General features: G+C 71.9%; 26 protein-coding genes. 15 read left to right on the top strand and 11 right to left on the bottom strand.

Features of this window, described 5'->3' with window-relative positions:
* Positions 1–9 precede the first annotated feature (9 nt).
* Positions 10–783, top strand: a complete 774-nt coding sequence (locus OG866_RS04635; RefSeq protein ID WP_329332119.1) for a phosphotransferase family protein — start codon at positions 10–12, stop codon at positions 781–783.
* An 87-nt stretch (positions 784–870) separates the two neighbouring features.
* On the opposite strand, the gene OG866_RS04630 is transcribed toward OG866_RS04635, so the two are convergent.
* Positions 871–1,620, bottom strand: a complete 750-nt coding sequence (locus tag OG866_RS04630) for a hypothetical protein (RefSeq protein WP_329332118.1) — start codon at positions 1,618–1,620, stop codon at positions 871–873.
* Positions 1,621–1,799: 179 nt separating this feature from the next.
* On the opposite strand from OG866_RS04630, the gene OG866_RS04625 reads away from it, so the two are divergent.
* The gene (locus OG866_RS04625) at positions 1,800–2,567 is read left to right on the top strand and encodes an ArsR/SmtB family transcription factor (protein ID WP_329343914.1); all 768 of its coding nucleotides are present in this window, start codon (positions 1,800–1,802) and stop codon (positions 2,565–2,567) included.
* Between the two features lie 67 nt (positions 2,568–2,634).
* Here the strand turns inward: OG866_RS04625 and OG866_RS04620 are convergent, their stop codons facing one another.
* Together OG866_RS04620 and OG866_RS04615 are read right to left on the bottom strand one after the other, a co-directional pair.
* Entirely contained in the window at positions 2,635–3,075 is a 441-nt protein-coding gene (locus OG866_RS04620; protein ID WP_329332117.1) for an SPW repeat protein, read from the bottom strand.
* Positions 3,076–3,306: 231 nt separating this feature from the next.
* A complete protein-coding gene (locus tag OG866_RS04615) occupies positions 3,307–3,930 on the bottom strand; it encodes a sigma-70 family RNA polymerase sigma factor (protein ID WP_329332116.1) in 624 nt (207 codons plus the stop codon).
* A 125-nt stretch (positions 3,931–4,055) separates the two neighbouring features.
* On the opposite strand from OG866_RS04615, the gene OG866_RS04610 reads away from it, so the two are divergent.
* Positions 4,056–5,066, top strand: a complete 1,011-nt coding sequence (locus OG866_RS04610) for a MerR family transcriptional regulator (RefSeq protein ID WP_329332115.1) — start codon at positions 4,056–4,058, stop codon at positions 5,064–5,066.
* 27 nt (positions 5,067–5,093) lie between these two features.
* Here the strand turns inward: OG866_RS04610 and OG866_RS04605 are convergent, their stop codons facing one another.
* Together OG866_RS04605 and OG866_RS04600 are read right to left on the bottom strand one after the other, a co-directional pair.
* Positions 5,094–6,467 carry a cryptochrome/photolyase family protein gene (locus OG866_RS04605; protein ID WP_329332114.1) on the bottom strand — a complete coding sequence of 458 codons (1,374 nt, stop codon included), beginning with the start codon at positions 6,465–6,467 and terminating at the stop codon, positions 5,094–5,096.
* Between the two features lie 283 nt (positions 6,468–6,750).
* The gene (locus tag OG866_RS04600; protein ID WP_329332113.1) at positions 6,751–8,280 is read right to left on the bottom strand and encodes an SDR family oxidoreductase; all 1,530 of its coding nucleotides are present in this window, start codon (positions 8,278–8,280) and stop codon (positions 6,751–6,753) included.
* 106 nt (positions 8,281–8,386) lie between these two features.
* Here OG866_RS04600 and OG866_RS04595 point away from each other — a divergent pair, with 106 nt between their 5' ends.
* The 3 genes from OG866_RS04595 (at position 8,387) to OG866_RS04585 (ending at position 11,451) form a co-directional block, all read left to right on the top strand.
* A complete protein-coding gene (locus OG866_RS04595; RefSeq protein ID WP_329332112.1) occupies positions 8,387–8,896 on the top strand; it encodes a MarR family winged helix-turn-helix transcriptional regulator in 510 nt (169 codons plus the stop codon).
* Positions 8,897–9,060: 164 nt separating this feature from the next.
* A complete protein-coding gene (locus tag OG866_RS04590; RefSeq protein WP_329332111.1) occupies positions 9,061–11,154 on the top strand; it encodes an MMPL family transporter in 2,094 nt (697 codons plus the stop codon).
* A gap of 96 nt (positions 11,155–11,250) precedes the next feature.
* Positions 11,251–11,451 (top strand): hypothetical protein, encoded by a 201-nt coding sequence (locus tag OG866_RS04585; RefSeq protein WP_329343913.1) that lies wholly within the window; start codon positions 11,251–11,253, stop codon positions 11,449–11,451.
* 3 nt (positions 11,452–11,454) lie between these two features.
* Here the strand turns inward: OG866_RS04585 and OG866_RS04580 are convergent, their stop codons facing one another.
* The gene (locus tag OG866_RS04580; protein WP_329332110.1) at positions 11,455–12,375 is read right to left on the bottom strand and encodes a LysR family transcriptional regulator; all 921 of its coding nucleotides are present in this window, start codon (positions 12,373–12,375) and stop codon (positions 11,455–11,457) included.
* 138 nt (positions 12,376–12,513) lie between these two features.
* On the opposite strand from OG866_RS04580, the gene OG866_RS45215 reads away from it, so the two are divergent.
* The 7 genes from OG866_RS45215 (at position 12,514) to OG866_RS04550 (ending at position 18,890) form a co-directional block, all read left to right on the top strand.
* On the top strand, positions 12,514–12,597 hold the full coding sequence (locus OG866_RS45215; RefSeq protein WP_356352894.1) for a putative leader peptide: 84 nt from the start codon (positions 12,514–12,516) through the stop codon (positions 12,595–12,597).
* A 109-nt stretch (positions 12,598–12,706) separates the two neighbouring features.
* Positions 12,707–13,816 carry a dimethylsulfone monooxygenase SfnG gene (gene sfnG / locus OG866_RS04575; RefSeq protein ID WP_329332109.1) on the top strand — a complete coding sequence of 370 codons (1,110 nt, stop codon included), beginning with the start codon at positions 12,707–12,709 and terminating at the stop codon, positions 13,814–13,816.
* Between the two features lie 13 nt (positions 13,817–13,829).
* Positions 13,830–15,047: an acyl-CoA dehydrogenase family protein gene (locus OG866_RS04570; RefSeq protein ID WP_329332108.1), complete on the top strand. Its 1,218-nt coding sequence runs from the start codon at positions 13,830–13,832 to the stop codon at positions 15,045–15,047.
* 62 nt (positions 15,048–15,109) lie between these two features.
* The gene (gene ssuE, locus OG866_RS04565) at positions 15,110–15,664 is read left to right on the top strand and encodes an NADPH-dependent FMN reductase (RefSeq protein WP_329332106.1); all 555 of its coding nucleotides are present in this window, start codon (positions 15,110–15,112) and stop codon (positions 15,662–15,664) included.
* Between the two features lie 7 nt (positions 15,665–15,671).
* On the top strand, positions 15,672–16,856 hold the full coding sequence (locus OG866_RS04560; protein ID WP_329332105.1) for an SfnB family sulfur acquisition oxidoreductase: 1,185 nt from the start codon (positions 15,672–15,674) through the stop codon (positions 16,854–16,856).
* A gap of 22 nt (positions 16,857–16,878) precedes the next feature.
* Positions 16,879–18,024 carry an LLM class flavin-dependent oxidoreductase gene (locus OG866_RS04555; RefSeq protein ID WP_329332104.1) on the top strand — a complete coding sequence of 382 codons (1,146 nt, stop codon included), beginning with the start codon at positions 16,879–16,881 and terminating at the stop codon, positions 18,022–18,024.
* A gap of 41 nt (positions 18,025–18,065) precedes the next feature.
* Positions 18,066–18,890 (top strand): alpha/beta fold hydrolase, encoded by an 825-nt coding sequence (locus OG866_RS04550; protein ID WP_329332103.1) that lies wholly within the window; start codon positions 18,066–18,068, stop codon positions 18,888–18,890.
* Here the strand turns inward: OG866_RS04550 and OG866_RS04545 are convergent.
* The gene (locus OG866_RS04545) at positions 18,887–19,933 is read right to left on the bottom strand and encodes an acyl-CoA dehydrogenase family protein (RefSeq protein ID WP_329332102.1); all 1,047 of its coding nucleotides are present in this window, start codon (positions 19,931–19,933) and stop codon (positions 18,887–18,889) included. The two genes, OG866_RS04550 and OG866_RS04545, sit on opposite strands and share 4 nt — an antisense overlap.
* 98 nt (positions 19,934–20,031) lie before the next feature.
* Here OG866_RS04545 and OG866_RS04540 point away from each other — a divergent pair, with 98 nt between their 5' ends.
* Positions 20,032–20,388, top strand: a complete 357-nt coding sequence (locus OG866_RS04540) for a YciI family protein (protein ID WP_329332101.1) — start codon at positions 20,032–20,034, stop codon at positions 20,386–20,388.
* Positions 20,385–21,551 carry an RNA polymerase sigma factor gene (locus OG866_RS04535; RefSeq protein ID WP_329332100.1) on the top strand — a complete coding sequence of 389 codons (1,167 nt, stop codon included), beginning with the start codon at positions 20,385–20,387 and terminating at the stop codon, positions 21,549–21,551. Before OG866_RS04540 ends, OG866_RS04535 begins: the two co-directional genes overlap by 4 nt.
* Here the strand turns inward: OG866_RS04535 and urtE are convergent.
* The 4 genes from urtE to urtB are packed head-to-tail and all read right to left on the bottom strand — an operon-like array spanning position 21,541 to position 24,969.
* Positions 21,541–22,233 carry an urea ABC transporter ATP-binding subunit UrtE gene (gene urtE, locus OG866_RS04530; RefSeq protein ID WP_329343912.1) on the bottom strand — a complete coding sequence of 231 codons (693 nt, stop codon included), beginning with the start codon at positions 22,231–22,233 and terminating at the stop codon, positions 21,541–21,543. The two genes, OG866_RS04535 and urtE, sit on opposite strands and share 11 nt — an antisense overlap.
* Positions 22,233–22,988, bottom strand: a complete 756-nt coding sequence (urtD, locus tag OG866_RS04525; protein ID WP_329332099.1) for an urea ABC transporter ATP-binding protein UrtD — start codon at positions 22,986–22,988, stop codon at positions 22,233–22,235. The genes urtE and urtD overlap by 1 nt, the downstream gene beginning before the upstream one ends.
* Complete coding sequence (gene urtC, locus OG866_RS04520) at positions 22,985–24,076, bottom strand: urea ABC transporter permease subunit UrtC (RefSeq protein ID WP_329332097.1); 1,092 nt, start codon at positions 24,074–24,076, stop codon at positions 22,985–22,987. Before urtC ends, urtD begins: the two co-directional genes overlap by 4 nt.
* On the bottom strand, positions 24,073–24,969 hold the full coding sequence (gene urtB, locus OG866_RS04515; RefSeq protein ID WP_329332095.1) for an urea ABC transporter permease subunit UrtB: 897 nt from the start codon (positions 24,967–24,969) through the stop codon (positions 24,073–24,075). Before urtB ends, urtC begins: the two co-directional genes overlap by 4 nt.
* Between the last annotated feature and the right edge of the window lie 59 nt (positions 24,970–25,028).

Raw genomic sequence — 25,028 nt, 5'->3', positions numbered from 1 at the left:
GAGGGGAGCGTGCCAGGCGGCACCGAGGGCCGGATACTGCATTTCGTGGAGGAGACGTACCTGGGAGGCGGAGCCGTCAGCGGCGCGGTGCGGATCGGGTCGACCGTGCGCCGCACCCCGTCGGCCGGATCGGCCTACACGCGCGAGCTGCTGACGTTCTTCGAGGAGCGGGGCTGGCGGGGTGCGCCGCGGTTCCTCGGTATGGACGAGCAGGGCCGGGAGACGCTCGGTTTTCTGGCGGGGCGGGCGGCCGTCACCTCGGAACAGCGCGCCGCCGCGCGTGATGACGCGGCGCTCGTCCGGGTCGCCCGGCTGGTCCGGGAGTTCCACGACCTCACCCATGGCACGCCGTTGGCCGGCGACCAGGACGTCGTCTGTCACCACGACCTCGCGCCCAAGAACACCGTCTACGCCGTCGAGGGCGCCCGATGGCGACCGCTGGCCTTCATCGACTGGGACCTCGCGGCGCCCGGCGAACGGGTGCAGGACGTGGCGCATGTCTGCTGGCAGTACCTGGATCTAGGGCCCGGGGTGACGGACGTGGCCGAGACCGCGCGTCGGATGCGGCTCGTCCGGGACGCCTACGGGCTGACCGACGGCGGCGGGCTGGTGGAGGCGGTCCTGTGGTGGCAGGACCGGTGCTGGAAGGGCATCGAGGCCGGGGCGGAGCGCGGCGAACCCGCCATGGTCGGGCTGCGGGAGGGCGGAGCCGTGGAAGAGGTGCGGGCCGCGTACGAGTGGGTCGACCGGCATCGCCGGGAACTGGGCGCGCGGCTGAGCTGACAGCGCGCCGCGGAGCCCCTCGGGGGACTCCGCGGCGCGCCGGGGGCAAGGGGTGTGGGGCCGCCGGTTGTGTCTGGGCCCGGGTGGTCAGGGGGTGTGGGGCGCGGGCATGTCCGGGAGCTGGGTGTCGCCGGTCGGCGGGGTGGGCGCCGTGTTCGGTGAGTCCGAGGCGTCCGGGGCGGGCTGCGGCTGGGTGGAGTCGTCGGGCAGCGGCGTCGGGTCGGGGTCCGGGGCCTCGTCGACCCACGACGTCAGCAGGCCGTCCGGCTGGAGGGCGACATGCAGCCCGTTGTTCTGGCCGTACGCCGCGCGGCCGTTGGCGTCGAGGGTGTCGAGCCGGTTGCCGTCGGCGAAGATGTCGGCCTGGTGGTGGCTGCCGGTGAGCTTGTAGATCTTCGCTGTCGAGGTGCCGTCCGCCAGCGTCTGGGAGGAGACGAGGACGCGCTTGACCACCGGCTTCGGCTTGGGCTTCGGCTTGGCCCGCTCGACCCAGGAGGTGACCTTGCCGTTCGCGGTGAGCGACACGTGGAGGCCGTTGTGGTTGGCGTGGGCGGTCCTGCCGGTGGCGTACAGGGTCCCGTGCTTCACGCCCTTGGCCCAGATCTCCGCCTGGTAGTGGTGCTTGGCGGTCTTGTAGACCTTCGCCCGGGACACCTTGTCGGCGAGCTTCACCGTCTTGACGTGGACCCGCTTCGTGTTGTGGTGGGCCGGTGCGCTGACGGCCGTTCCGGCGGCGGCGTGGCTCGGGAGGGCGACGGCTCCTGCCGCGGAGACGCCGAGGGCGGCGGTGACGCCGGCGGCGACGAGGGCGGTGCGCAGGGTGCGGGGGGCACGCATCAGTTCGGTGTCCTTCGGTGGTGGTTCGTTCCGACGCGTTCGAAGCTACGGACCGTTCATCAAAGGCCCCCATACGTCATGTAACAGGCGCATGGCTCATATGGCTCAAATCGGTCACCATTGACATGCAGGTAATTGCCTGCATAACTTGGGGTGTGCGATCAGAGAGCGACCCCGGGATGGACCAGGTCTTCAAGGCGCTGGCCGACGACACGCGCAGACGGCTTCTCGACCGGCTGCACGAGCAGAACGGCCAGACGCTCGGGGAGCTGTGCGAGCGCATCGCCATGACGCGCCAGTCGGTGACCCAGCATCTGTCCGTCCTGGAGGCCGCCAACCTGGTCAGCACGGTGCGGCGGGGTCGGGAGAAGCTGCACTACCTCAACCCGGTCCCGCTCCATGAGATCCAGGAGCGGTGGATCGACAAGTTCGAGCGCCCGCGCCTGAGCGCGCTCGGCGCCGTGAAACGACGAGCCGAGGAAGCCATGACCGACAAGCCCACGTATGTGTACGTCACCTACATCCGGAGCACCCCGGAGAAGGTCTGGGACGCGCTCACCGACGCGGACCTCACCGCGGCCTACTGGGGCCACCGCAATGTCTCCGACTGGAAGCGGGGCTCCCGCTGGGAACACGTCCGCACGGACGGCTCCGGCGTCGCCGACGTCATCGGCACCGTGGTGGAGAGCGACCGCCCCCACCGCCTCGTCACCAGCTGGGCCGCGCCCGAGGACGAGGGGCGGGACGACCGGTACTCCCGGGTCACCTTCGATATCCGGCCGCACGGCGACATCGTCCGCCTCACCGTGACCCATGAGGACCTGCCCGACGAGGGCGCGCTCAGCGATGTGTCCCAGGGCTGGCCGGCGGTGCTGTCCAACCTCAAGTCGCTGCTGGAGACCGGCAGTCCGCTGCCTCAGGAGCCGTGGCTGGTGCCGGGCGACTGAGCGGTGTGCGAAGCGGCCGGTCCGCTCGACGCGGGCCGGCCGTCATGTCGTCCTTCCGTCAGTGCTGTCACGTCCTCGGGGTGCTCTTCGCCGCCGCGCTGGTGCACAACAGCCCCAGGATCACGGCGAGGCCGCCGATGATGATGTTGTTGAGTGCGACACCGGTGTCCGGGCTGTCGCCGACCACCCATGGGGCGATGATCATCCAGATACCGACCGCGCAGAACGCCCAGCTCAGGCCGTACATGCGCTCGGGGGTCTGGGTGAAGCCCAGGGCGAGCAGGCCGATCGCGATGCCGACGATGAGGTTGTGCGTCACGAGGGCGGGCTGGCTCGTCGTGTAGTGGAGGATCCAGGGGGACACGGCGCAGTACAGACCGAGCAGGAACACCGGTCCGTCCACGAGCGCCACATCGCGACCGCCGAGCATACGGGCGTACCGGGCCCGCATTTCGGGAACATCGGGGTGGCTGGTCATGTCACCTCTGGTGGGCGAGACGTTGGCCATGACTCGTCTCCTTCTGACTCGCAGGCTGACCGCGTCTGGTGCGGTGTGCGGTGAGCGCCGCCTGCGTACATTCTGCTCTTATTTTTCCTTTATGTGTAGAGGTGAGTGGGGAGGTGACGGCCCCCGGGAAGCACCGACTCTCCCCGGGGGCCGCCACGGAACAGGGGACCGTATGCGCGAGGTGCGCAGCGTTTCCGCGTCGAATGACGTACCGACGCGGTGGACCGGATCTCAGACGAAGGCTTCCGCCTCCAGGCGCCCCCGCAGCCGACACAGTCCGCGCCGGGCATGGCTCTTCACGGTGCCCAGCGGCCAGCCCGTGTGCTCGGCGATCTGGGTCTGCGTCAGATCCGCGTAGAAGGCCAGCCGCAGCACCTGCTGCTGGGCGGCGGGCAGCCGCACCAGCTCGTGCTGGACGAGGACCCGGTCCAGGACCACCTCGGGGCGCCCGGCGGCGGGGGCGGCGAGCGCGGACGACGAGCCGACGGCCGTCACCAGGTCCGTGCGTCGGGTCCGGGCGGACAGCGCGTCGGCGATCTTGCGTCTGGTGATGCCGACGATCCAGCCGCCGAGTTCCCCGCGCTCCGGGCGAAAGCCCCGGCGTCCGCGCCACACCCCGAGGAACACCTGCTGGGTCACGTCGGCGGCCTCCTCCGCATCGCCCAGGGACCGCCGGGCCAGGGCGTGCACCAGGGCCGACCACCGTCGGTACGCCTCCGTCAGGCACGCCTCGTCGCCCGCCACGAGCCGGCGGGCGAGTTCCTCGTCGGCTAGGGCCCCTTCCACAGGTGCCCACCGGCGCGTGATGGCTGCGGGCGCGGTGGTCGCGGGCGCGGTGATCTTCTGCTCGTTCATGGCGACGGCTCCTCACCCTTCGGAACGCCCCCCGGGAACTCGGGAACTCGGCCCGGTGGACCCATCGTGGAAGCCGGCGGCCAAGGTCATCAACTTGCGTCGGTTGTGCGTCGTATAGTCGCGTCATGAGTGAGTCGTCCGCGCGCCGAGCTCCCGCGGAACAGCCCGAGCGGACCTCCCGGACCGTCGACGCACCGCTCACGACCGGCGCGGTCGCCCGGCGGCTGGGCGTGTCGCCCACCACGCTGCGTTCCTGGGACCGCCGCTACGGCATCGGACCCGCCGTGCGGGACGAGGGACGGCATCGGCGCTGGAGCGCTCAGGACGTCCGGCTCCTGGAGACGATGTGCCGGCTGACCTCGTCCGGTGTGCCGCCCGCCGAAGCCGCCCGCGCCGCCCGTTCCGGTACGGGCACACCGCGGCCGGCGCCTCAGGCGTCCACACGGGAGTCGCCGCGCTCACGGGCGGCCGGCACGCTGCCGCTCGGGGACGTGCGCCAGGAGTGCCGGGGTCTGGCGCGCGCCGCCGTCCGGCTCGACGCCCCCGCTGTCGACCAGCTTCTCGGCGCCGCCGTGGAACAGTACGGCGTCGTCGCCGCCTGGCAGGAGGTGATGATGCCCACCCTGCACGCGGTGGGGCGCAAGTGGGCGTCCTCCGGCGACCGTTACGTCGAGGTCGAACACCTGCTGTCCTGGCATGTCTCCACCGTGCTCCGCCGCAGCACCCCCGCCGCCCCGCAGCGAGCGGAGGCGCTCACGGCCGGGCCCGTCGTCCTGGCCTGTGTTCCCGGGGAACAGCACACCCTGCCGCTCGAAGCCCTCAATGCCGCGCTGGGTGAACTGGGGCTGCCCACGAGGATGTTCGGCGCGGCGGTGCCGGGGGAGGCGCTCACCGCCGCGGTGCGGCGCCTGGGTCCCACGGCCGTGTTCCTGTGGGCGCAGGCGCGTTCCACCGCGAACCTGCCGCTCGCCCGCCATGTCGCCGCCACCCGCTGGGGCGTGAAGGGCGCCCGCCGGCAGCCCGTGGTGATGCTCGGCGGACCCGGCTGGTCGGGCTCGGCGGCACGCGAGATGCTGCGGCCGACGGCCCTGAAGGACGCGGTCGAGCTGCTGGCCGCCGCCGGAAGCGGATCTTGAGGGACGTCTCCTGCGGGGCCTCGCCCGTCAGTCGAGCCCGCGGGCCCGCTTGAAGCGGGCGAGGCCGTCGGAGAGGTCGACGATCGGGTCCGGGTAGGTGTCGATCGCCGCCCGGTCCAGGCCGCGGAGCTTCCACGGCTCGTGCACCGACGGGGCGTCCAGGTCCGCCAGTTCAGGCACCCAGCGCCGTACATAGGCGCCGTCCGGGTCGTACCGCTTGGCCTGGGTGACCGGGTTGAGCACCCGGTTGGGGCGGGAGTCCGTGCCGGTGCCCGCCATCCACTGCCAGTTGAGCTGGTTGTTGGCGATGTCGCCGTCGACCAGCAGCTCCAGGAAGTGCCGGGCGCCCTCACGCCAGTCCACGTACAGCGTCTTGGTGAGGAAACTCGCGGTCAGGAGGCGGCCGCGGTTGTGTATCCAGCCCTCGTGGCGCAGTTGGCGCATCGCCGCGTCGACCACCGGGTAGCCGGTGCGGCCCTCCTTCCAGGCCTCGACGTCCTCGCGGGCGGCCCGCCCGGACCGCCAACGGTCGCGTTTCGTGCGGTAGTCGGCGCTCGCGGCGTCCGGGCGCGCCGCGAGGACCTGACGGTGGAAGTCCCGCCAGGCGAGCTGTCGTACGAAGGCCGCGGCGCCCGGGCCGCCGGCCTTGCGCGCCCGGTGGACCAGTTCGACCGGGGAGAGGGTGCCGAAGTGCAGATGCGGGGAGAGGCGGGAGGTGGCGTCGCCGGCCAGATCGTCGTGGCGGACCTCGTACGCGCCGACGCCTCGAAGCCAGGACGTCATCCGGCTCCGGCCCGCGGCCTCCCCACCGGCGGCCAGCCCCTGCGAGACCCCCGACAGCCCGTCGCGCGTGGGCCGTTGCTCCGAGCCGACACCGTCCGGGACCAGGAGCGCGCGCGGCGCGGCCAGCGGCTCCCGCAGCCGTACGCCGCTCCAGTGCCGGAAGTACGGGGTGAAGACGGCGAAGTGGTCGGACGAGCCCGGGGTCACCGCGCCGGGTGCGACGGCCGAGGTCACGGTGTCGTGGACGTGCAGGCGGCGGCCCTCCGTCTCCAGGGCGCGCCGGAGCCGCTGCTCGCGCCGGTGGGCATAGGCGCTGAAGTCGGCCGCCATGTGCACCTCGTCGGCGTCCGTCTCGGTGGCGACCTTGCAGACCTCCTCGACGACGTCGCCGTCGCGGACCACCAGGCGACCGCCCCGCTCGCGCAGGCCCGCGTCGAGGTCCCGCAGACAGTCGGCGAGGAACGCCAGCCGGTTCGGCGCGGCGAACCCGGCGTCCGTCACGCCCCGGTCGCGCACGAACAGGGGCACCACCTGACGGGCCTCGTTCGCGGCCCGCAGCGGCGGGTGATCGTGCAGGCGGAGGTCGGAGGTGAACAGGACGATCGAGACGTCGGGCATGACGTGAGCTCCGGGAGGGGCGAGGGCGGGTCGGTCGCGTCGGGTCGGGGTGGGCGTCGAGGTAAGCGGGTGAGGGTGGGGGCGTCGAGGTGAGCGGGTGAGGTCGGAGCGTCGAAGCCGATCCGTGAGGGCGGAGGCGTCGCGGTCGACCGGTGAGGGCGGGGAGTTCGAGGTCGATGGGTGAGGGTGGGGGCGTCGAGGTGAGCGGGTGAGGTCGGAGCGTCGAAGCCGATCCGTGAGGGCGGAGGCGTCGAGGTCGATCTGTGCGGGCGGGGCATCGCGGTCAGCGGACAGACGCGGGCCGGTTCGGCGGCTCGGCCGGCGCTCGGGCCGCCGCCCGCGCGATGTTGCGGGCCATGCCACCGAACACGAGCGCGTGGAAGGGGGAGACGCTCCACCAGTACGCGTGCCCCAGCAGACCGCGGGGGTGGAACAGGGCGCGCTGGTGGTACCGGGTGCGTCCGGCGGCGTCGGTCCGCACGCGCATCTCCAGCCAGGCCAGACCCGGCAGCCGCATCTCGGCGCGCAGCCGCAGCAGCCGTCCCGGCTCGATCTCCTCCACCCGCCAGAAGTCCAGCGAGTCCCCGACCCGCAGCCGGGCCGCGTCCCGGCGCCCCCGGCGCAGACCGACCCCGCCGACCATCCGGTCCAGCCAACCGCGCAGTGCCCAGGCCAACGGGAAGGAGTACCAGCCGTTCTCGCCGCCGATCCCCTCGATGACCCGCCACAGCGCGGCGCGCGGGGCGTCGACGTCGATCTCCCGGACATCGGTGTAGAGGCTGCCGCCGGCCCAGTCCGGGTCGGTGGGCAGCGGATCGCTGGGGGCGCCCGGGACGGACGCCGAGGACCAGCGGGTCGCCACCTGCGCGTCGCGGACCCGGCGCAGGGCAAGACGGACGGCTTCGTCGAAGCCGATCGGGTGGCCGGGCGGATCCGGCACGTACCGTGCGATGTCGTGCTCGTGGCAGACGACCTCGTGCCGCAGGGACTCGGTCAGCGGACGCGCCAGGGACGCCGGTACGGGGGTCACCAGTCCGACCCAGTGGCTGGACAGACCGGGGCTGAGCATGGGCAGGGTCAGGATGAGCCGGTGCGGCAGTTCGGCGACGGCCGCGTACCTGAGCATCATCTCCCGGTACGTCAGCACGTCCGGGCCGCCGATGTCGAAGGCGCGGCTGACCGCGGCCGGCATCCGGGCGCTGCCCACCAGGGCACGCAGCACGTCGCGCACCGCCACTGGCTGGATGCGGGTGCGCACCCAGCTCGGGGTCACCATCACCGGGAGGCGTTCGGTGAGGTAGCGCAGCATCTCGAAGGAGGTCGAGCCCGAGCCGATGACGACCGCCGCCCGCAGGACGGTGGTGGGCACGCCGGAGTCCAGCAGGATGCGGCCCACCTCGGCGCGGGACCGCAGATGCGGTGACAGCTCCCGTTCGGGCACGTCCGCGGGGGTGAGCCCGCCCAGATAGACGATGCGGCGCACGCCCGCGGCACGGGCCCCCTCGCCGAAGATCCGGGCGGCCCGCCGGTCGGTCTCCTCGAAGGCGTCGCCGGTGCCCAGTGCGTGCACCAGGTAGTAGGCGACCTCGGTGCCGCGCAGGGCCTCGGCGACCGCGCCGGCGTCCAGGACGTCACCTCGTACGACCTCCACCTCGGCCGACCATGGCTGGTCGCGGAGTTTGCCGGGGGACCGGGCCAGACAGCGCACCCGGTACCCGGCGGCCAGCAGCTCCGGCACGAGCCGGCCGCCGAGGTAACCCGTCGCACCGGTCACCAGACAGCGCGGCGCCGGCCCGGTGTCCACGTCGTTCATATCTGCGGCAGACCTTTCGTGTCGTGTCCCCTGTGATCACTTCCATGGGCGGGGCGGTGCCGGATGCAGTCGTCTCCTGGTGCGCCCGCTTCTATAGGCTTCTCGCGTGGGCACCGCAGACGAACCGAATCCGCAGGCGACAGCACCGGGACGGCCCCGTCCTTTTGCCGGGACGGATCTCCAGTCGCTGGCGGTCCAGCTGCGCCGGATGAACGGCGAGATCAACCGCCTGGTCCACGGGTTCGCGGGCGATCAGGGGCTGCACGCGACCGACGTCCAGGCGCTGGCGGCGATCCTGGATGCCGACGAGCCGATGACCCCGGGGCGGCTGCGTGAGCACCTCGGGCTGACCTCGGGGGCCGTCACGGCCTGCGTCGACCGGCTGGAGCGGGCGGGCCACATCCGGCGGGTCCGCGAGAGCAGCGACCGCCGGGTGGTGCACCTGTACTACGCCGCCGACGCCAGGGTGGCGGCCCGCACCTATTTCCGCCCGCTGGCCCGGGCAGCCGAGGGGGCTCGGGAGCGCTTCAGTGAGGACGAGCTGACGGTCGTCACCCGCTTCCTCACGGCGATGAACGAGGAGCTGTCCCTGCTCCGCCCGCCGCACGGCACCTAGAGCGCATCCGCCGCCGAAATCAGGGGGATCCGCCGCCGCACAAACATGACGTCCGCCGCATCCGGGGACCCGGTGTGAGCAGAAGGTTCAATGATTGAGATTCTTTGCCATTGAGATACCTGTCATTGAGATACCTGAGGCATCTGCTCACAGCTTGGAGAACCATGTCCCTCACCCCGCGCCGAGGCCGCTTCCTCGTGCCGCTCCTGCTGCTCGCCGTCTGGCTCGGCGTCGGCGGGATCCTCGGCCCCTTCGCCGGCCGGCTCGGCGAGGTCGCGACCAACGACCAGGCGGCCTTCCTGCCCCGCAGCGCCGAGTCCACCGAGGTCGTCGCCGCCCAGCGCGCCTTCCGCCAGGACGAGACCCTGCCCGTGATCGTCCTCTGGACCGACGAGGACGAGGGCCAGGTCGCCGACCGGCGGTCCACGGCCGGACGTGCGCTCGCCTCCCTCGCCGGCACCGCGGGTGTGGTCGGGGACGTGTCGCCCGCGCTGCTCTCGAAGGACGGCCAGGCCCTCGAAGGCGTCGTCCAGCTCCGCCCCGACCTCGGGGAGCGGCTGCCCGAGACCCTCGACCGGATCCGCGCGGCCGCCGAGCGGGTACCCGGCAGCACGGTCCGGCTGGCCGGCCCCGCCGCCACCCAGGCCGACCTGTCCGACGCCTTCGCCGGTATCGACGGACTGCTCCTCGCCGTGGCACTGGTCACCGTCCTGGTGATCCTGCTGCTCGTCTACCGCAGCCTGCTCCTGCCGTTCGTCATCATCGTCGGCGCCGTCCTCGCCCTCGGCCTGGCCTGCGCGATCGTCTACGCGCTCGCCGACCACGGAGTGGTCCGCGTCGACGGACAGGTCCAGGGCATCCTGTCGATCCTCGTCATCGGTGCCGCCACCGACTACGCCCTGCTGCTCACCGCCCGCTTCCGGGAGGAACTCGCCGTCCACCCGGACCGGTTCACGGCCGTACGGGCCGCGCTGCGGCAGTCGTGGGGCGCGATCGTGGCCAGCGGCGCGACGGTCGCCCTGGGGCTGCTCGCGCTGCTGATCAGCGACCTGACCAACAACCGGGCGCTCGGACCGGTCGGTGCGATCGGTGTCGGCTGCGCCGTGCTCAGCACGCTCACCTTCCTGCCCGCCGTGCTCGTCCTGCTGGGCCGCGCCGCCTACTGGCCCGCCGCCCCCCGCCCCGACACCGGCCACGGCGTCTGGCGGCGCGTCGCCGCCCTGGTGGACCGGGCACCCCGCAAGGTCTGGGCGGGCTCCCTCGTCGCGCTGCTGGTCTGCGCCGCGTTCGCGCCCACCCTCGCCTCCCGGGGCGTCCCCCTCGACGAGACCTTCGTCGACGACGCCCCTTCCGTGACCGCCCAGCAGACCCTCGTACGCCACTTCCCGGGCGGCTCCGGCAACCCCACCGTCGTCATCGCCGACGCCGACCGCCTGGACCGCGTCATCGACACCGCCCTCGCCACGAAAGGGGTCGCCGCCGCGGCCGGCGTCACCAAGAGCGGGCAGCCCGGCGGCACCCCGCTGGTCGTCGACGGACGGGTCCGCGTCGACGTCACCCTGGCCTCGGCCGCAGACAGCGACGCCGCCAAGGACACCGTGGCCCGGCTGCGCACCGCCCTGCACGCCGTGCCGGGCGCCGGCGCCCTGGTCGGCGGCTACACGGCCCAGCAGTACGACACCCTGCGCACCGCCGAACACGACCGCACCCTGATCGTCCCCGTGGTCCTCGCGATCATTTTGGTCATCCTCACCGTGCTGCTGCGTTCCCTGCTGCTGCCGGTCCTGCTGGTGGCGACCGTCGCGCTCAACTTCCTCGCCACGCTGGGCGTTTCCGCCCTGGTCTTCGAGCACGTCCTCGGCTTCGGCGGCACGGACCCGTCCGTACCGCTGTACGGCTTCGTGTTCCTCGTGGCCCTCGGCGTGGACTACAACATCTTCCTCATGTCACGGGTACGGGAGGAGGCCCTGCGGCACGGGACGCGCCAGGGTGTGCTGCGCGGACTGGTCGGCACCGGCGGTGTCATCACCTCGGCGGGTGTGGTGCTCGCCGCGACGTTCGCCGCCCTCGGGGTGATCCCGCTGGCCTTCCTGGTGCAGATCGCCTTCATCGTCGCCTTCGGCGTACTCCTCGACACGCTGGTCGTGCGCTCGCTGCTGGTGCCCGCCCTGGCCCGAGACCTCGGGGACGTCGCCTGGTGGCCGGGGGCGAAGGCGTTCCCGACGGACGAGCCGCGAGGGGGAGTTGAGGCCGGCTGACATCGGGGGGACTGTCCGCGCGGTTCCCGGGCAAGCGGAGAGTACGACGGTGGTGAGGACCGCCGTCGTACCGAACCGAGGATGAACCGAAGATCGATGCCGGAGGTGATCGCCGCTATGGGCGCGAAGGTGTTGGAGCGATTCCCGGCAGGCGCTCCGCGCGGATCGTGGCCGGCGGAGGAGTTCGCGGCACGGCGGCGCGCGGAGGGCGAGCCGGCGACGGTCGTGATGGACCTGAAGTCGGACGCGTTCCTCGTGGTGGTGCCGGGCCGGGAGGACGACCGGGCAGGGAGCTGACTCTCAGGCGCGGGCCGACAGGGCGCCGCCCAGCGCCCGGGCCCGCGCCACGAACACCTCGTGCAGCTCCAGCACCGCACGCGGCACCGGGTCCGCCCGGCGCCGTTGCAGCATCAGCAGGACCCGCGTCGCGTCCCCGGCGATCGGGCGGTACGTGAGGAGACCACCGCGTACGAGGGGATCGTCGATCACGCTGAAGTCCGGCAGGACCGTCACCCCCAGCCCTTCCGCGACCATCAGCTTGCCCATCTCGGCGCCGTCGGTGGAGTACGAGAACGACGGCGCCCGCCCGTTCAGCAGCCGGTGCACATAGCGGTGCATCACATAGCCGGAGCGCATCGCGACGAGCGGCACCTCCAGCAGGTCGGCCACCGACAGCGCGGCGCGTGCGGCGAGGGGGCTGTCCGGACGCAGGCACACCACCGGGCGGCCCCGCAGCAGCTCCGTGCCCTCCAGGCCGGCCGGGACGTCGTCGCCCTCCAGATGGTTGACGAGCCCGAGATCGAACCCGCCCTCGTCCAGCGCCCGGTGGATGTCGCTCTGCTGGGCGCCGACCACCTCGACCTGGGTGACCGGATGCGTGGCGCGGAACTCCCGCACCGCCGGGAGGAGTAGCGGCACGGTCGCCGCGTTCACCGTGCCGACCCGCACCATCCGGCTGATGCGGTGCTGTTCGCCCGCCGCCTCCCTGAGCCGGTCCACCGCGTCCAGCACATTGATGATGTGCGGCAGCAGTTCCCGGCCCTCCGAACTCATCGTCGCGCCCGAGCGTTTGCGCTCCAGGAGGTCCACGCCCAGCTCGCGTTCCAGATTCCGCACGGTCTCGCTCAGCGCGGGCTGCGAAAGGCGCAGCTCCTCGGCGGCCCGGCGCAGCGAACCGAGCCGGGTCACGGCCGCTATGTATTCCAGTTGTTCGGTACGCACACCCCGCAGAATGCGGGTGGTTTCCCGGAGCGTTCAAGGGTTTCCCTGTCACACGTTCGTGAAATTCAATGGTCCGGGATGCGAGACCGGTCGGGTTCTCCTTGACGCTTCTCGACGAGGACTGCGACGATCGATGACATGAAGATGCGACTGGACCTCACGCGGCGACGCCATGTCGACCTCGCACGGGTTTCCAGCGCCTCCTGTTGCCCCGCGGCCTGATCACTCCACAGATTCGCCGCGCTCCCTCCGTTTTCCCGCCTGAATTCACTGCGCCCGCGCATTTCCTGAATTCGGCGTGCCCGAAAACATTCCGCAACAGGAGTTCCGCATGCCCGCAGAGCCCGTCACATTCGCCTACTGGGTCCCCAACGTCAGCGGGGGACTCGTCACCAGCAGGATCGAGCAGCGCACCGACTGGGGTTACGACTACAACCGCGAACTCGCCGTCCTCGCCGAGAACAACGGCTTCGACTACGCGCTCAGCCAGGTCCGCTACATGGCCAGCTACGGCGCCGAGTACCAGCACGAGTCGACCAGTTTCAGCCTCGCCCTGCTCCTCGCCACCGAGCGCCTGAAGGTCATCGCCGCCGTCCACCCCGGCCTGTGGCACCCCGGCGTCCTCGCCAAACTCGGCGCCACCGCCGACCACTTGTCGAACGGCCGCTTCGCCGTCAACGTCGTCTCCGGCTGGTTCAAGGGCGAGTTCACCGCCCTCGGCGAGCCCTGGCTGGAGCACGACGAGCGCTACCGCCGCTCCGAGGAATTCATCCGCGCCCTCCGCCAGATCTGGACCGAGGACCACACCGAACTCGCCGGAGACTTCTACCGGTTGCGTGACTTCTCCCTCAAGCCCAAGCCCCTCAACACCCCCGAACGCCCCCACCCGGAGATCTTCCAGGGCGGCAACTCCACCGCCGCCCGCGCCATGGCCGGCCGGGTCTCCGACTGGTACTTCTCCAACGGCCAGGACTTCGACGGGGTCGTCGAGCAGATCGACGACGTCCGCAAGTCCGCCGCCGAAGTCGGCCGCACCGCACCGAAGTTCGGGCTCAACGCCTTCCTCATCGCCCGCGACACCGAGGCCGAGGCCCGCGACACCCTGCGCGAGATCGTCGCCCGGGCCGACACCGAGGCCGTCGAGGGCTTCGGCGCCGCGGTGAGGCAGGCGGGCCAGTCCACCGCCGACAAGAAGGGCATGTGGCAGGACTCCTCGTTCGAGGACCTCGTCCAGTACAACGACGGCTTCCGCACCGGCCTCATCGGCACCCCGGAGCAGATCGCCGAGCGGATCGTCGCCTACAAGAAGCTCGGCGTCGACCTCTTCCTCCTCGGCTTCCTGCACTACCACGAGGAGGTCGAGTACTTCGGCAAGCGGGTGCTGCCGCTGGTACGCGAGCTGGAGGCCCAGCTCCCCGAGTCCGTCCCCGCCCAGGTCTGAGGAGGCAACCGACATGAGCACCGTCACCGACACCGACTGGCACAGCCGTCCCGCCCCCCGGACCGCCGAGGACTGGATCGCCCGCGCCGCCGAGGTCGCCGCCGTCCTCGCCACCGACGCCGCCGCCCGCGACCGGGCCGGCGCCACCCCGTACGCCGAGGTCCAGCTGCTCAAGGACGCCGGTCTCGTCACCCTGCTCGGCCCCACGGAGCACGGCGGCGCGGGCCAGGACTGGCCCACCGCGTACCGGGTCGTCCGTGAGGTCGCCAAGGCCGACGGTTCGATCGGCCAGCTCCTCGGCTACCACTACCTCTGGAACTGGGCCGCCCGCCTGGTCGGCACCCGCGAACAGTGGGAGCACGTGGAGGCCGAGGCCGCCCGGGGCCGCTGGTTCTTCGGCGGGGCCGTCAACCCCCGCGACAAGGACGTGATCGTCACCGAGGACGGCGACGACCTCGTCTTCACCGGCCGCAAGACCTTCTCCACCGGCAGCAAGGTCTCCGACGTCACCGTCCTGGAAGGCGTCCTCGAAGGCACCGACCAGCATGTCTTCGCGATCGTGCCCTCCGACAGCGAGGGGCTCACCTTCCACGACGACTGGGACAACATCGGCCAGCGGCTCACCGAGAGCGGCGGCGTCACCCTCGACGGAGTCCGGACGCCGTGGTCGTCGGCGGCCGGTTACGTCGACAAGCAGTTCCGGCCGCGCACCTACAACACCCTCAACGTCCCCACCATCCAGCTGGTCTTCGTCAACTTCTACCTCGGGATCGCGGGTGGCGCCCTGGAGACGGCCGCCGCCTACACCCGCACCAAGTCCCGCTCCTGGCTGCACGGCGGACATGAGCGCGCGGTCGACGAGCCGTACGTCATCGACATCTACGGCGACCTCACCGCCAAGCTGTGGGCCGTCGAGGCGCTCGCCGACGCCGTCGCCGCCGAGGGACAGACACTGCACGACGACCCCGACGCGGTCACCGAGCAGACGCGCGGCGACTTCGAGGTACGGGTGGCGGCCGTGAAGGCCCGGGCCACCGATGTCGCCCTGGAGATCTCGAACCGCATCTTCGAGGTCACCGGCGCCCGCTCCACGGCCACCACCGAGGGCCTGGACCGGTTCTGGCGCAACCTCCGCACCCACACCCTCCACGACCCCGTCGCCTACAAGCGCCGCGAGGTCGGCCGCTGGGTCCTCGAAGGCGAACTGCCCGAACCCACCTGGTACTCCTGACCGCTTCCCCAGGGGCGCCCCCGCCTGAACCGGGGGCGCCCCGCCTCCCCGAAAGAGGACCCATGGCCACCGTCCTGTCCGTCTCCGGCAGCCCCTCCGCCTCCTCCCGCACCAACCGCCTGCTGCGCCACCTCGACCAGCGGCTCACCGCCCAGGGCCACCAGGTGATCCCCCTCGACGTCCGCACCATCCCCGCCGAGGCCCTCCTCGGCGCCGACTTCAAGCACCCGGCGATCGTCGAGGCCACCGAGCTGTTCGCCCGCGCCGACGGCGTCGTCGTCGGCACCCCCGTCTACAAGGCGTCGTACTCCGGCGTCCTGAAGGCCCTCCTCGACCTGCTGCCGCAGTACGCCCTCACCGGCAAGACCGTGCTCCCGCTCGCCACCGGCGGCAGTACCGCCCATGTGCTGGCCCTCGACTACGCCCTGCGGCCGGTCCTCAACTCCATGGGCGCCGACCACATCGTCCAGGGCTGGTTCACCCTCGACAAGGACATCACCGTGCACGACGACGGGACCGTGAGCGTCGCCACGGCCACCCGCGACGCCCTCGCCCAGATCGTCGACCGGTTCTCGACCGCCCTCGGCCGCACCCCGGTCCTGGCCGCGGCGAGCTGAGCCCCCGATGACCGCCCATGTGATCGCCGACGACGCGGAGGCCCTCGCCGTCGCGGCGGCCCTGGCCGACGAGTTCCGCGCCGGAGCCTCCGCACGGGACGTCGAACGCAGGCTGCCGCACGCCGAGTTGGACCGGCTCTCCGCGTCCGGCCTGCTCGCCGTCACCGTCCCCGCCGACCACGGGGGAGCGGACGTCGGCGCGACCACGCTCGCCGAGATCTTCCGGCTGCTCGGCACCGCCGACGGCAGCCTCGCCCAGATCCCGCAGAGCCACTTCGCCTACGTCAATGTGATCTGCCGTCAGGGCACCGAGGAGCAGCGGAAGTTCTTCTTCGCCGAACTCCTCGCGGGCCGCCGCTTCGGCAACGCCCAGTCGGAGGCGGGCACCCGGCACGTCCAGGACATCCGCACCCGCCTGACCCCGCAGGCGGACGGCTCGTACGTCCTCGACGGCGTCAAGCACTACTCCACGGGCGCCCTGTTCGCCGACTGGATCCCCGTGCTCGCCCGCGCCGAGGACGACAGACTCCATGTCGCGTACGTGCCCCGGGACGCCGCGGGCGTGACGGTGGTCGACGACTGGGACGGTCTCGGCCAGCGCACCACCGCCAGCGGCACCGTCCGCCTCGACGGCGTGGAGGTCCCGGCCGACCGGGTCCTTCCTCATCACCTCACCTTCGAAGGCCCTCAACTGCACGGCGCGGTGGCCCAGTTGTTGCACGCCGCCATCGACGCGGGCATCGCCGGGGGAGCGCTGGCGGAGGCGGCGGAGTTCGTGCGGACGACAAGCCGGCCGTGGTTCGAGAGCGGCTTCGACACGGCCGCGGAAGACCCGCTCCTGATCCAGCGGTTCGGCGAGCTGGCCGTCCAAGTGCGCGCGGCGGAGGCGTTGTTGCGCGAGGCGGCCCGCACGGTGCAGGCCGCCGGGGCCGGGCTCACCGACGACTCGGCGGCCGAGGCGTCCGTCGCCGTGGCCGCCGCCAAGGTGCTGGCGGCTCAGGCCGCCGTGGACGTGGCAAGCGCGCTCTTCGAGGTGTCGGGCACACGCTCCGCCCTCAACTCCCTCAATCTGCACCGCCATTGGCGCGACGCCCGCACCCACACCCTGCACGACCCGACCCGCTGGAAGATCCAGCACATCGGCCGGTACGTGCTCAACGGCACCCGGCCACCCCGGCACGGTCTGCTGTAGCCCATCGATCGGAGACCCCCACGTGTCCCTCACCTTCCACTGGTTCCTGCCCACCAACGGCGACAGCCGGCACGTCGTCGGCGGCGGCCACGGCACCCCGGCCACCGTCTCCGGACGGGACCGGCCGCCGACGGTGGCCTATCTGAGCCAGATCGCCCGCGCCGCCGAGGATCTCGGCTTCGTCGGCGCGCTCACGCCGACCGGCGCCTGGTGCGAGGACGCGTGGCTGACGACCGCCATGGTCAGCCAGCACACCGAGCGCCTGAAGTTCCTGGTCGCCTTCCGCCCCGGCTTCGTCTCGCCCACGCTCGCCGCGCAGATGGCGTCCACCTTCCAGCGGCAGTCCGGCGGACGGCTCCTGCTGAACGTCGTCACCGGCGGTGAGAGCCACGAGCAGCGGGCCTACGGCGACTTCCTCGACAAGGACGGCCGCTACCGCCGTACCGACGAATTCCTGGAGGTCGTACGGGGGTTGTGGGACGGCAAGACCGTCGACCTTCACGGCGAGCACCTCAGGGTCGAGGACGCGAGGCTGGCCCGGGTGCCCGACCCGGTGCCCGAGGTGTACTTCGGCGGCTCCTCGCCCCTCGCCGGGGAGGTCGCGGCCAAGCACGTCGACGTGTACCTCACCTGGGGCGAGCCGCCCGCGCAGGTGGCGGAGAAGATCGCGTGGGTCCGAGGGCTGGCGGCGCGGCACGGCCGCACCCTCCGCTTCGGCATCCGGCTGCACGTCATCACCCGCGACACCTCCGAACAGGCGTGGGCCGAGGCGAACCGACTTCTCGACGGCTTCGACCCCGAGACCGTCAGGTCCGTGCAGGCCGGGCTCGCCCGCAGCGAGTCCGAGGGACAGCAGCGCATGCTCGCCCTGCACGGCGGCGGCCACCGCGACGGCCTGGAGATCCACCCCAACCTCTGGGCCGGCATCGGCCTGGTGCGCGGCGGCGCGGGAACCGCGCTGGTCGGCAGCCACGACGAGGTCGCCGAGCGGATCAAGGAGTACCACGCCCTCGGCATCGACGAGTTCGTCCTCTCCGGCTACCCGCACCTGGAGGAGGCGTACTGGTTCGGCGAGGGAGTGCTGCCGCGGCTCGCCGCACAGGGTTTGTGGCGCCACCCGGCCGGGAAGGAGGCCACACCTTCGGCACAGGTGCCGTTCGCGGGCTGAGGCCGGCGCTCTGCCGGGCGCGTATCGAGAGGAGCGAATCCGTGGGTGAGTGGCAACTGACCAGGACCTACCGCGGCACATCCGGGGAGGTCCGCTGGGACAGCCTCGGGGAGCCCGGTCGCGCCCCCGTCGTCCTCAACCACGGCACGCCCTTCTCCTCGTACGTGTGGCGTGCCGTGGCCCGCTCGCTCGCCCGCCAGTACGAGGTGTTCGTGTGGGACATGCCCGGGTACGGGACCTCGGAGATGTCTGCCGGTCAGGACGTCTCCCTGGCCGCCCAGGGGAGGGTCTTCACCGAGCTGCTGGCGCACTGGGGCCTGGACGAACCCCGGGTCGTGGCCCATGACTTCGGCGGCGCGGTGTCCCTGCGGGCGCATCTGCTGCACGGCGCCCGCTACCACTCGCTCGCGCTGGTCGATCCGGTCGCGCTGGCCCCCTGGGGGTCGCCGTTCTTCCGGCTCGTCGGCACGTCCTCGGACGTCTTCGAACAACTCCCGCCCGCACTGCACCGGGCCCTCGTGCGCGAGTACGTGACCTCGGCCAGCAGCCCCGGCCTGCACCCCGCCGTCCTCGACCGGCTCGTCCAGCCCTGGCTCGGTGATCCGGGACAGGCCGCCTTCTACCGGCAGATCGCCCAGGCGGACCAGCGGTACACCGACGAACTCGAGGACCGGTACGCGCAGATCGCCCTCCCGACCCTGATCTGCTGGGGCGAGGACGACACCTGGATCCCGGTCGCCAAGGGCCACGAACTCGCCGCCCGCATCCCGGGCGCACGGCTCGAACTCATCGCCGGCGCCGGCCACCTCGTACAGGAGGACGCCCCGGCGGAACTGACCGCCGCCCTGCTCGACTTCCTGGACTAGCGGTCCGCCAGCGCGTCCAGATGCGCCCGCCGCACCACCGACGTCTGGCCCTGGATCAGCAGGAACATCCCCTCGCGGGCCAGGCGTTGGGCCGGGTTGCGCAGATCCATGGTGCGGCCGCCGCCGGCCACGACCGCCGCCGTCGTGGCCGCCCGCATCAGGTCGTACGCGCGTGTCCTGAGGGCGAGCCGCTCCTCGACGTGCTCGTGCGCGACGGGGTGGTCGGCCAGCTCGTACGCCGCCCGGCGCACCTCCTCGACGCGGACGCGCAGCGCACCGGCCGTCTCCGCTTCGCCGCCGCCCTCCAGCACGCGCAGCGCGGCGTACGTCACCCCGAAGACGGCCGGGGAGGTGTTGGTGCTCCGGGGGATGTCGAGGAGGGCGAACTCCTCCTGCGGGGTGCGCAGCACCACCGACGACTCCGGCAGCCACAGGCCGTCCAGCTCCAGGGAGACCGTACGGGCGGCCGTGAACGCCGCCAGCCGCATCGGCTCCGACGCGCGCACCCCCGGCTGCTCCCGCGCGTCGGCGAACGCGAACACGATCTCCGCGGAGTCCGTCACACCCGCGAGCAGCATCACGTCGTTCAGACCCCAGCCCGTGTACCAGGGCACGGTCCCGTCGAACCGCCAGCCGTCGCTCTCCGCGGTCGCCCGCACGGGGACCCGGGGGAAGGAACGGACATGGGCGTACGCGATCCCGGCCAGCCGCTCGCCCGACGCCAGGGGCCGCAACAGCCTTTCCCGCACCGGGAGTCGGGACTTCGCCAGCATCCGCACCGGTGTGTGGTGCTGGGTCTGCACGAACCAGGTCGAGCCGCACGCCCCGGCCAGGATCTCCTGGATCTCCCGGGCCACCGAGTCGGGGGCGCCCGCCCCGCCGTACGCCTCGGGCGAGCTCACCCCGAGGACACCCGACCGGCGGATCGCGTCGAGGTGACTCGCGGGCACCTCACCCTGGTCGACCCGCGCCGCGTCGGGGACGAGGAGGCTGTCGGCGAGTTCCCGGGTGCGGGCGAGCAGAGCGTCTGGCGAGATGGTCATGGAAAAGATTCTCCCGATCCGGTCGTGCGCGGTGTCGATCCGGGGGTGTGCCGTTCGTGTAGGAGGTGAGAGCACCTCACGACGCCAAGGAGGACGTCATGCAGTACTACCTGCTCAGCGTGATCACCCCGGCCGACGGCACGCCCCCCGGGCCCGAGGCCATGGCGGCGATCGTCCGCGATCTCGACACCTTCCACGACGAACTGCGCGAGGCGGGCGCCTGGGTCTTCGCCGGCGGACTGCACGGCCCCGAGACGGCCACCGTGCTGCGCCCGGGCGACGGCGACGTCCTGATCACCGACGGGCCGTACGCCGAGGGCAAGGAGTACCTGGGCGGGATCTGCCTGATCAAGGCGCCCGACCTGGACGCGGCCCTGGAGTGGGGCAAGAAGGCGATGCGGGCCACCACCCTGCCCATCGAGGTACGCCCGTTCATGCACCAGGCGGAGGAGTGACACCGGAAACCGTCGACGTCGAGGCCGTCTTCCGCGCGGAGTACGGCCGCGCCGTCGCCGTCCTGGTCCGCTTCCTCGGTGACATCGACCTCGCCGAGGAGGCCGTCCAGGACGCCTTCACCACGGCCGTCCAGCGCTGGCCCGCGACCGGCGTACCACCGAGCCCGGCGGGCTGGATCATCACCACCGCCCGCAACCGGGCGATCGACCGGCTGCGCCGCGAGGCCACCCGGGACGACAGACACGCCGAGGCCGCCCTGCTGCACACCCCCGACGCGCCGCCCGAGGAGGGCCCCGTGCGCGATGAACGGCTCCGCCTCGTCTTCACCTGCTGCCACCCCGCGCTGGCCCCGCAGGCACAGGTCGCCCTCACACTGCGCCTGCTCGGCGGACTGACCACACCGCAGATCGCCCGTGCCTTCCTGGTGCCCGAGCCGACCATGGCCCAGCGCCTGGTCCGCGCCAAGGCGAAGATCCGCGACGCCCGCATCCCCTACCGGGTGCCGAGGGACGCCGATCTCCCGGACCGGCTGAAGGGCGTGCTCGCCGTCATCTACCTGATCTTCAACGAGGGCTCGGCCGACCTGTGCGCGGAGGCGATCCGGCTGGGCCGTCTGCTCACCGAGCTGATGCCGGACGAGCCCGAGGCGACCGGTCTGCTCGCCCTGATGCTGCTCGTCGAGTCCCGCAGACAGGCGCGGGAGGACGCCGAGGGTGTCCTCGTGCCGCTGCCCGAGCAGGACCGGGAGCGCTGGGACCGCGCGCTCGTCGTCGAGGGGCAGGATCTCGTACGACGGTGTCTGCGCCGGAACCAGCCGGGGCCCTATCAGATCCAGGCCGCCGTCCAGGCCGTCCACAGCGACGGCCCGCCGACGGACTGGGGGCAGGTGCTCGCGCTGTACGACCAGCTGATGTCGGTGGCCCCCAGCCCTGTCGTGGCCCTCAACCGGGCGGTCGCCGTGGCCGAGGTCGAGGGCCCGCAGCCCGCCCTCGACCTCGTGGACGGCCTCGCCCTCGACGGCTACCACGTCCTCCACGCCGTACGAGCCGACCTGCTGCGCCGGCTCGGCCGGGACGCGGAGGCGCGGCGGGCGTACGAGGCTGCCGTCGTCCTGAGCCGGAATCCGGCTGAGCGCGCCTACCTGGAACGCTTCACACGCTGAGCGCCTCCCGCACCGCGAGCTCCGACTCCTTGCCGCCCTCGCCGGCGGACGTGACGCGTCCGGCCTCCAGGACGTAGTACTTCTGCGCCGCCCGCATCGCGAAGCCGACGTGCTGTTCGACCAGCAGCACCGAGAGTCCGCCACGTGCGGCGAGGGCGAGGATCGTCTCCTCGATCTCGGCGACCACCGACGGCTGGATGCCCTCGGTCGGCTCGTCGAGCAGCAGGATCCGAGGCTCCGTCACCAAGGCGCGGGCTAGGGCGAGTTGCTGCCGCTGGCCACCGGAGAGCAGCCCGGCGCGACGGCCGGACAGCGCCCGGAGCGCGGGGAAGAGATCCAGGGCCGCCGCCACCGCCTCCTTGCCGCGTCTGCGGCCGTCGGCGACGAGCTGGAGGTTCTCGGCGGTGGTGAGATGCGGGAAGGACTGCTGGCCCTGGGGGACGTACGCCATCCCGCGCGCGACCCGCTCGTGCGGCTTGCGGCGCGTGATGTCCTCGCCGTCCAGGCGGATCGTCCCGCCCACCGGGGTGAGCAGACCCACGGCCGCGCGCAGGAGCGTGCTCTTGCCCGCGCCGTTGTGCCCGAGCACGGCGACGACACCGTCCTCCGGGAGGTCCACCGACACCCCGTGCAGGACCGTGCTGCGGTGGTAGCCGACGCGGACGTCCTCGATCTGGAGCATCATGCTTCCTGCACCTCCAGGGTGTCGTCCTCGACGTGCCCGAGGTACACCTTCTGCACCTCGGGGTCCGCCTGCACCTGCGCCACCGTGCCCTCGCTGAGCACCTTGCCGGCGTGCAGCACGCTGACGCTGCGCGCGAAGGAGCGCATGAAGTCCATGTCGTGCTCGATGACGACGACCGTGCGCTCCTCGCTGATCCGCTGCAACAGCTCGCCGGTCGCCTGCCGTTCGTCGTGGCTCATGCCGGCCACCGGCTCGTCGAGCAGCAGCAGCTTCACGTCCTGTACGAGCAGCATGCCGATCTCCAGCCACTGCTTCTGACCGTGGGCGAGGGTGCCGGCGGGGGAGTCGGCGAGGCCGGTGAGGCCGACCGTCTCCATGGCCTGCGCGACGGACTCCGGTACGTCCCTGCGGCGCCGAAGCATGGTCCACATGCCCCGGCCCGCGCCGGCCGCGATGTCCAGGTTCTGAAGGACCGTCAACTCCTCGAAGACGGTGGCGGTCTGGAAAGTCCGCCCGATCCCGGACCGAGCGATCCGGTGCACGGCCCGCCCGAGCAGCTCCTCGCCGCCGAACTTCGCCGAACCCTCCGCCTTCACCAACCCGGTGACCGCGTCGACCAGGGTCGTCTTGCCCGCGCCGTTCGGCCCGATCAGGAACCTCAGATCGCCCGGGGCGACGTCCAGGTCCACCCCGTCGACGGCGGTGAACCCGTCGAAGGACACCCGGAGTCGGCGTATCTCCAGCCCGCTCATGCTGCCTCTCCCACGGGGATCACGGCCGACTTCCGCTCCGACGCGGACGCCTTGCGCCGTCGTACGAACACCGCCAGCGAGGCCAGCCCGCCCGGCAGGAAGGCCAGCGCCACGATGAACAGCAGCCCCTGGAAGTAGGTCCAGGCGGCCGGGAACTCCTCGGACAGGGCCGTCTTGGCCCAGGCGACCGCGACGGCACCCAGCACCGCGCCGGCCAGGCTGGCCCGGCCGCCGACCGCCGCGCCGATCACGAACTCGATGGACGGGACGATGCCGATCAGCGCGGGCGAGATGATCCCGACCGCCGGCACGAACAGCGCGCCCGCGAGGCCCGCCATGCCGGCGGCGACGACGTACGCGACGAGCTTGACGTTGGCCGGGTCGTAGCCGAGGAAGCGCACTCGCTCCTCCGAGTCCCGTACGGCGACGAGGAGTTCGCCGTACCGGCTGTTGATCAGCTGCCGGGCAAGGGCGATCAGGAGCAGCAGTGCGGCGGCGATGACGAAGTACACCATCCGCTGGTTGACCGGGTCGTCGAGGTCGTAGCCGAAGAAGCCCTGGATGTCGGTGAGCCCGTTGGTGCCGCCGGTGGTGGCCTGCTGGCCGATCAGCCAGATGGCCAGCGCGGCGGCGAGGGCCTGGCTGAGGATCGCGAAGTAGGCGCCCTTGACCCGGCGCCGGAAGATGAACAGACCCAGCAGCGCGGCCACGGCCATCGGCAGCAGCACGGTCGCCGCCAGTGCGAACAGCGGGTTCTCGAAAGGCTTCCACCACCAGGGGAGTTCGGTGGCGGTGCCGTACAGCTGCATGAAGTCGGGCAGATTGCCGGGCCCGGCGTCGGCGATCTTCAGATGCATCGCCATGGCGTAGCCGCCGAGCCCGAAGAACACGCCCTGGCCGAGCGTCAGCAGCCCGCCCCGGCCCCAGGCCAGACAGATGCCGACGGCGACCATCGCGGTGCACAGGTACTTGGCGAGCAGCCCGAGCCGGAAGTCGGACAGGGCGAGTGGGGCGACGGCGAAGAGGAGGACCGCGGCCCCGGCGAAACCCGCCCATGCCCGTGCCGAGCGGCCTTTGAGCAGGTTCATACGAGACTCCTCGTGCGCAGCGTGTACAGCCCCTGGGGCCGCCACTGGAGGAACGCGACGATCGCGACGAGCACCAGCACCTTGGCGACGCTGACGGTCGTGGAGTACTCCAGGACCGACTGGAGCACGCCCAGTACGAAGGCCACGATGACCGTGCCCTTGAGCTGTCCGATGCCGCCGACCACGATCACCAGGAAGGCGTCGATGATCACGTTGGTGCCCATCGTCGGCCCGATCGGCCCGACCAGCGTCAGCGCGACCCCGGCGACGCCCGCGAGCCCGGACCCGATGAAGAACGCCGTACGGTCCACGGTCGACGTCGAGATACCGGACACCTCGGCGAGATCCCGGTTCTGCACCACGGCCCGGATGCGCCGGCCCAGCGGTGTCAGCCGCAGCGTCAGCGACAGCGCGACGACCGCCGCGATCGCCAAACCCAGGATGAACAGCCGGCTGTTGGCGAAGGTGAGCGGGTCGTCCCCGCCGAGGACCGTGATGTTGCCGGTCAGCCAGTCCGGCGCCCGTGTCTGCACATTGGGCGCGCCGAAAATGTCCCGGGCGAGCTGCTGGAGCATCAGCGAGACGCCCCAGGTGACGAGCAGCGTGTCAAGTGGCCGTAGATACAGGCGGCGTATCAGCAGCCATTCCAGCAGAGCGCCCAGCGCGCCCGAGACGAGAAATGCGACGGGAAGCGCGACCAGCAGTGAAATTCCCGCGCTCGAAATGGACTTCTGCAGGACGTACGTCGTGTAGGCGCCCGCCATGATGAACTCGCCGTGGGCCATGTTGATGACGTTCATCTGGCCGAAGGTGAGCGAGAGGCCGAGCGCGATGAGCAGCAGGACGGCACCGATGCTGATGCCGGTGAAGGTCTGACCGAGGATCACGGTCATGAGGCGGCTCCGGGAGACGGCCGCCGCGGGGCCCCTGAGGACCCCGCGGGGGATGACGG

Origin of the sequence: Streptomyces sp. NBC_00663, assembly GCF_036226885.1 — a bacterium.
GTDB lineage: Bacteria > Actinomycetota > Actinomycetes > Streptomycetales > Streptomycetaceae > Streptomyces.
This window is presented reverse-complemented; position numbering and strand designations above follow the sequence as displayed.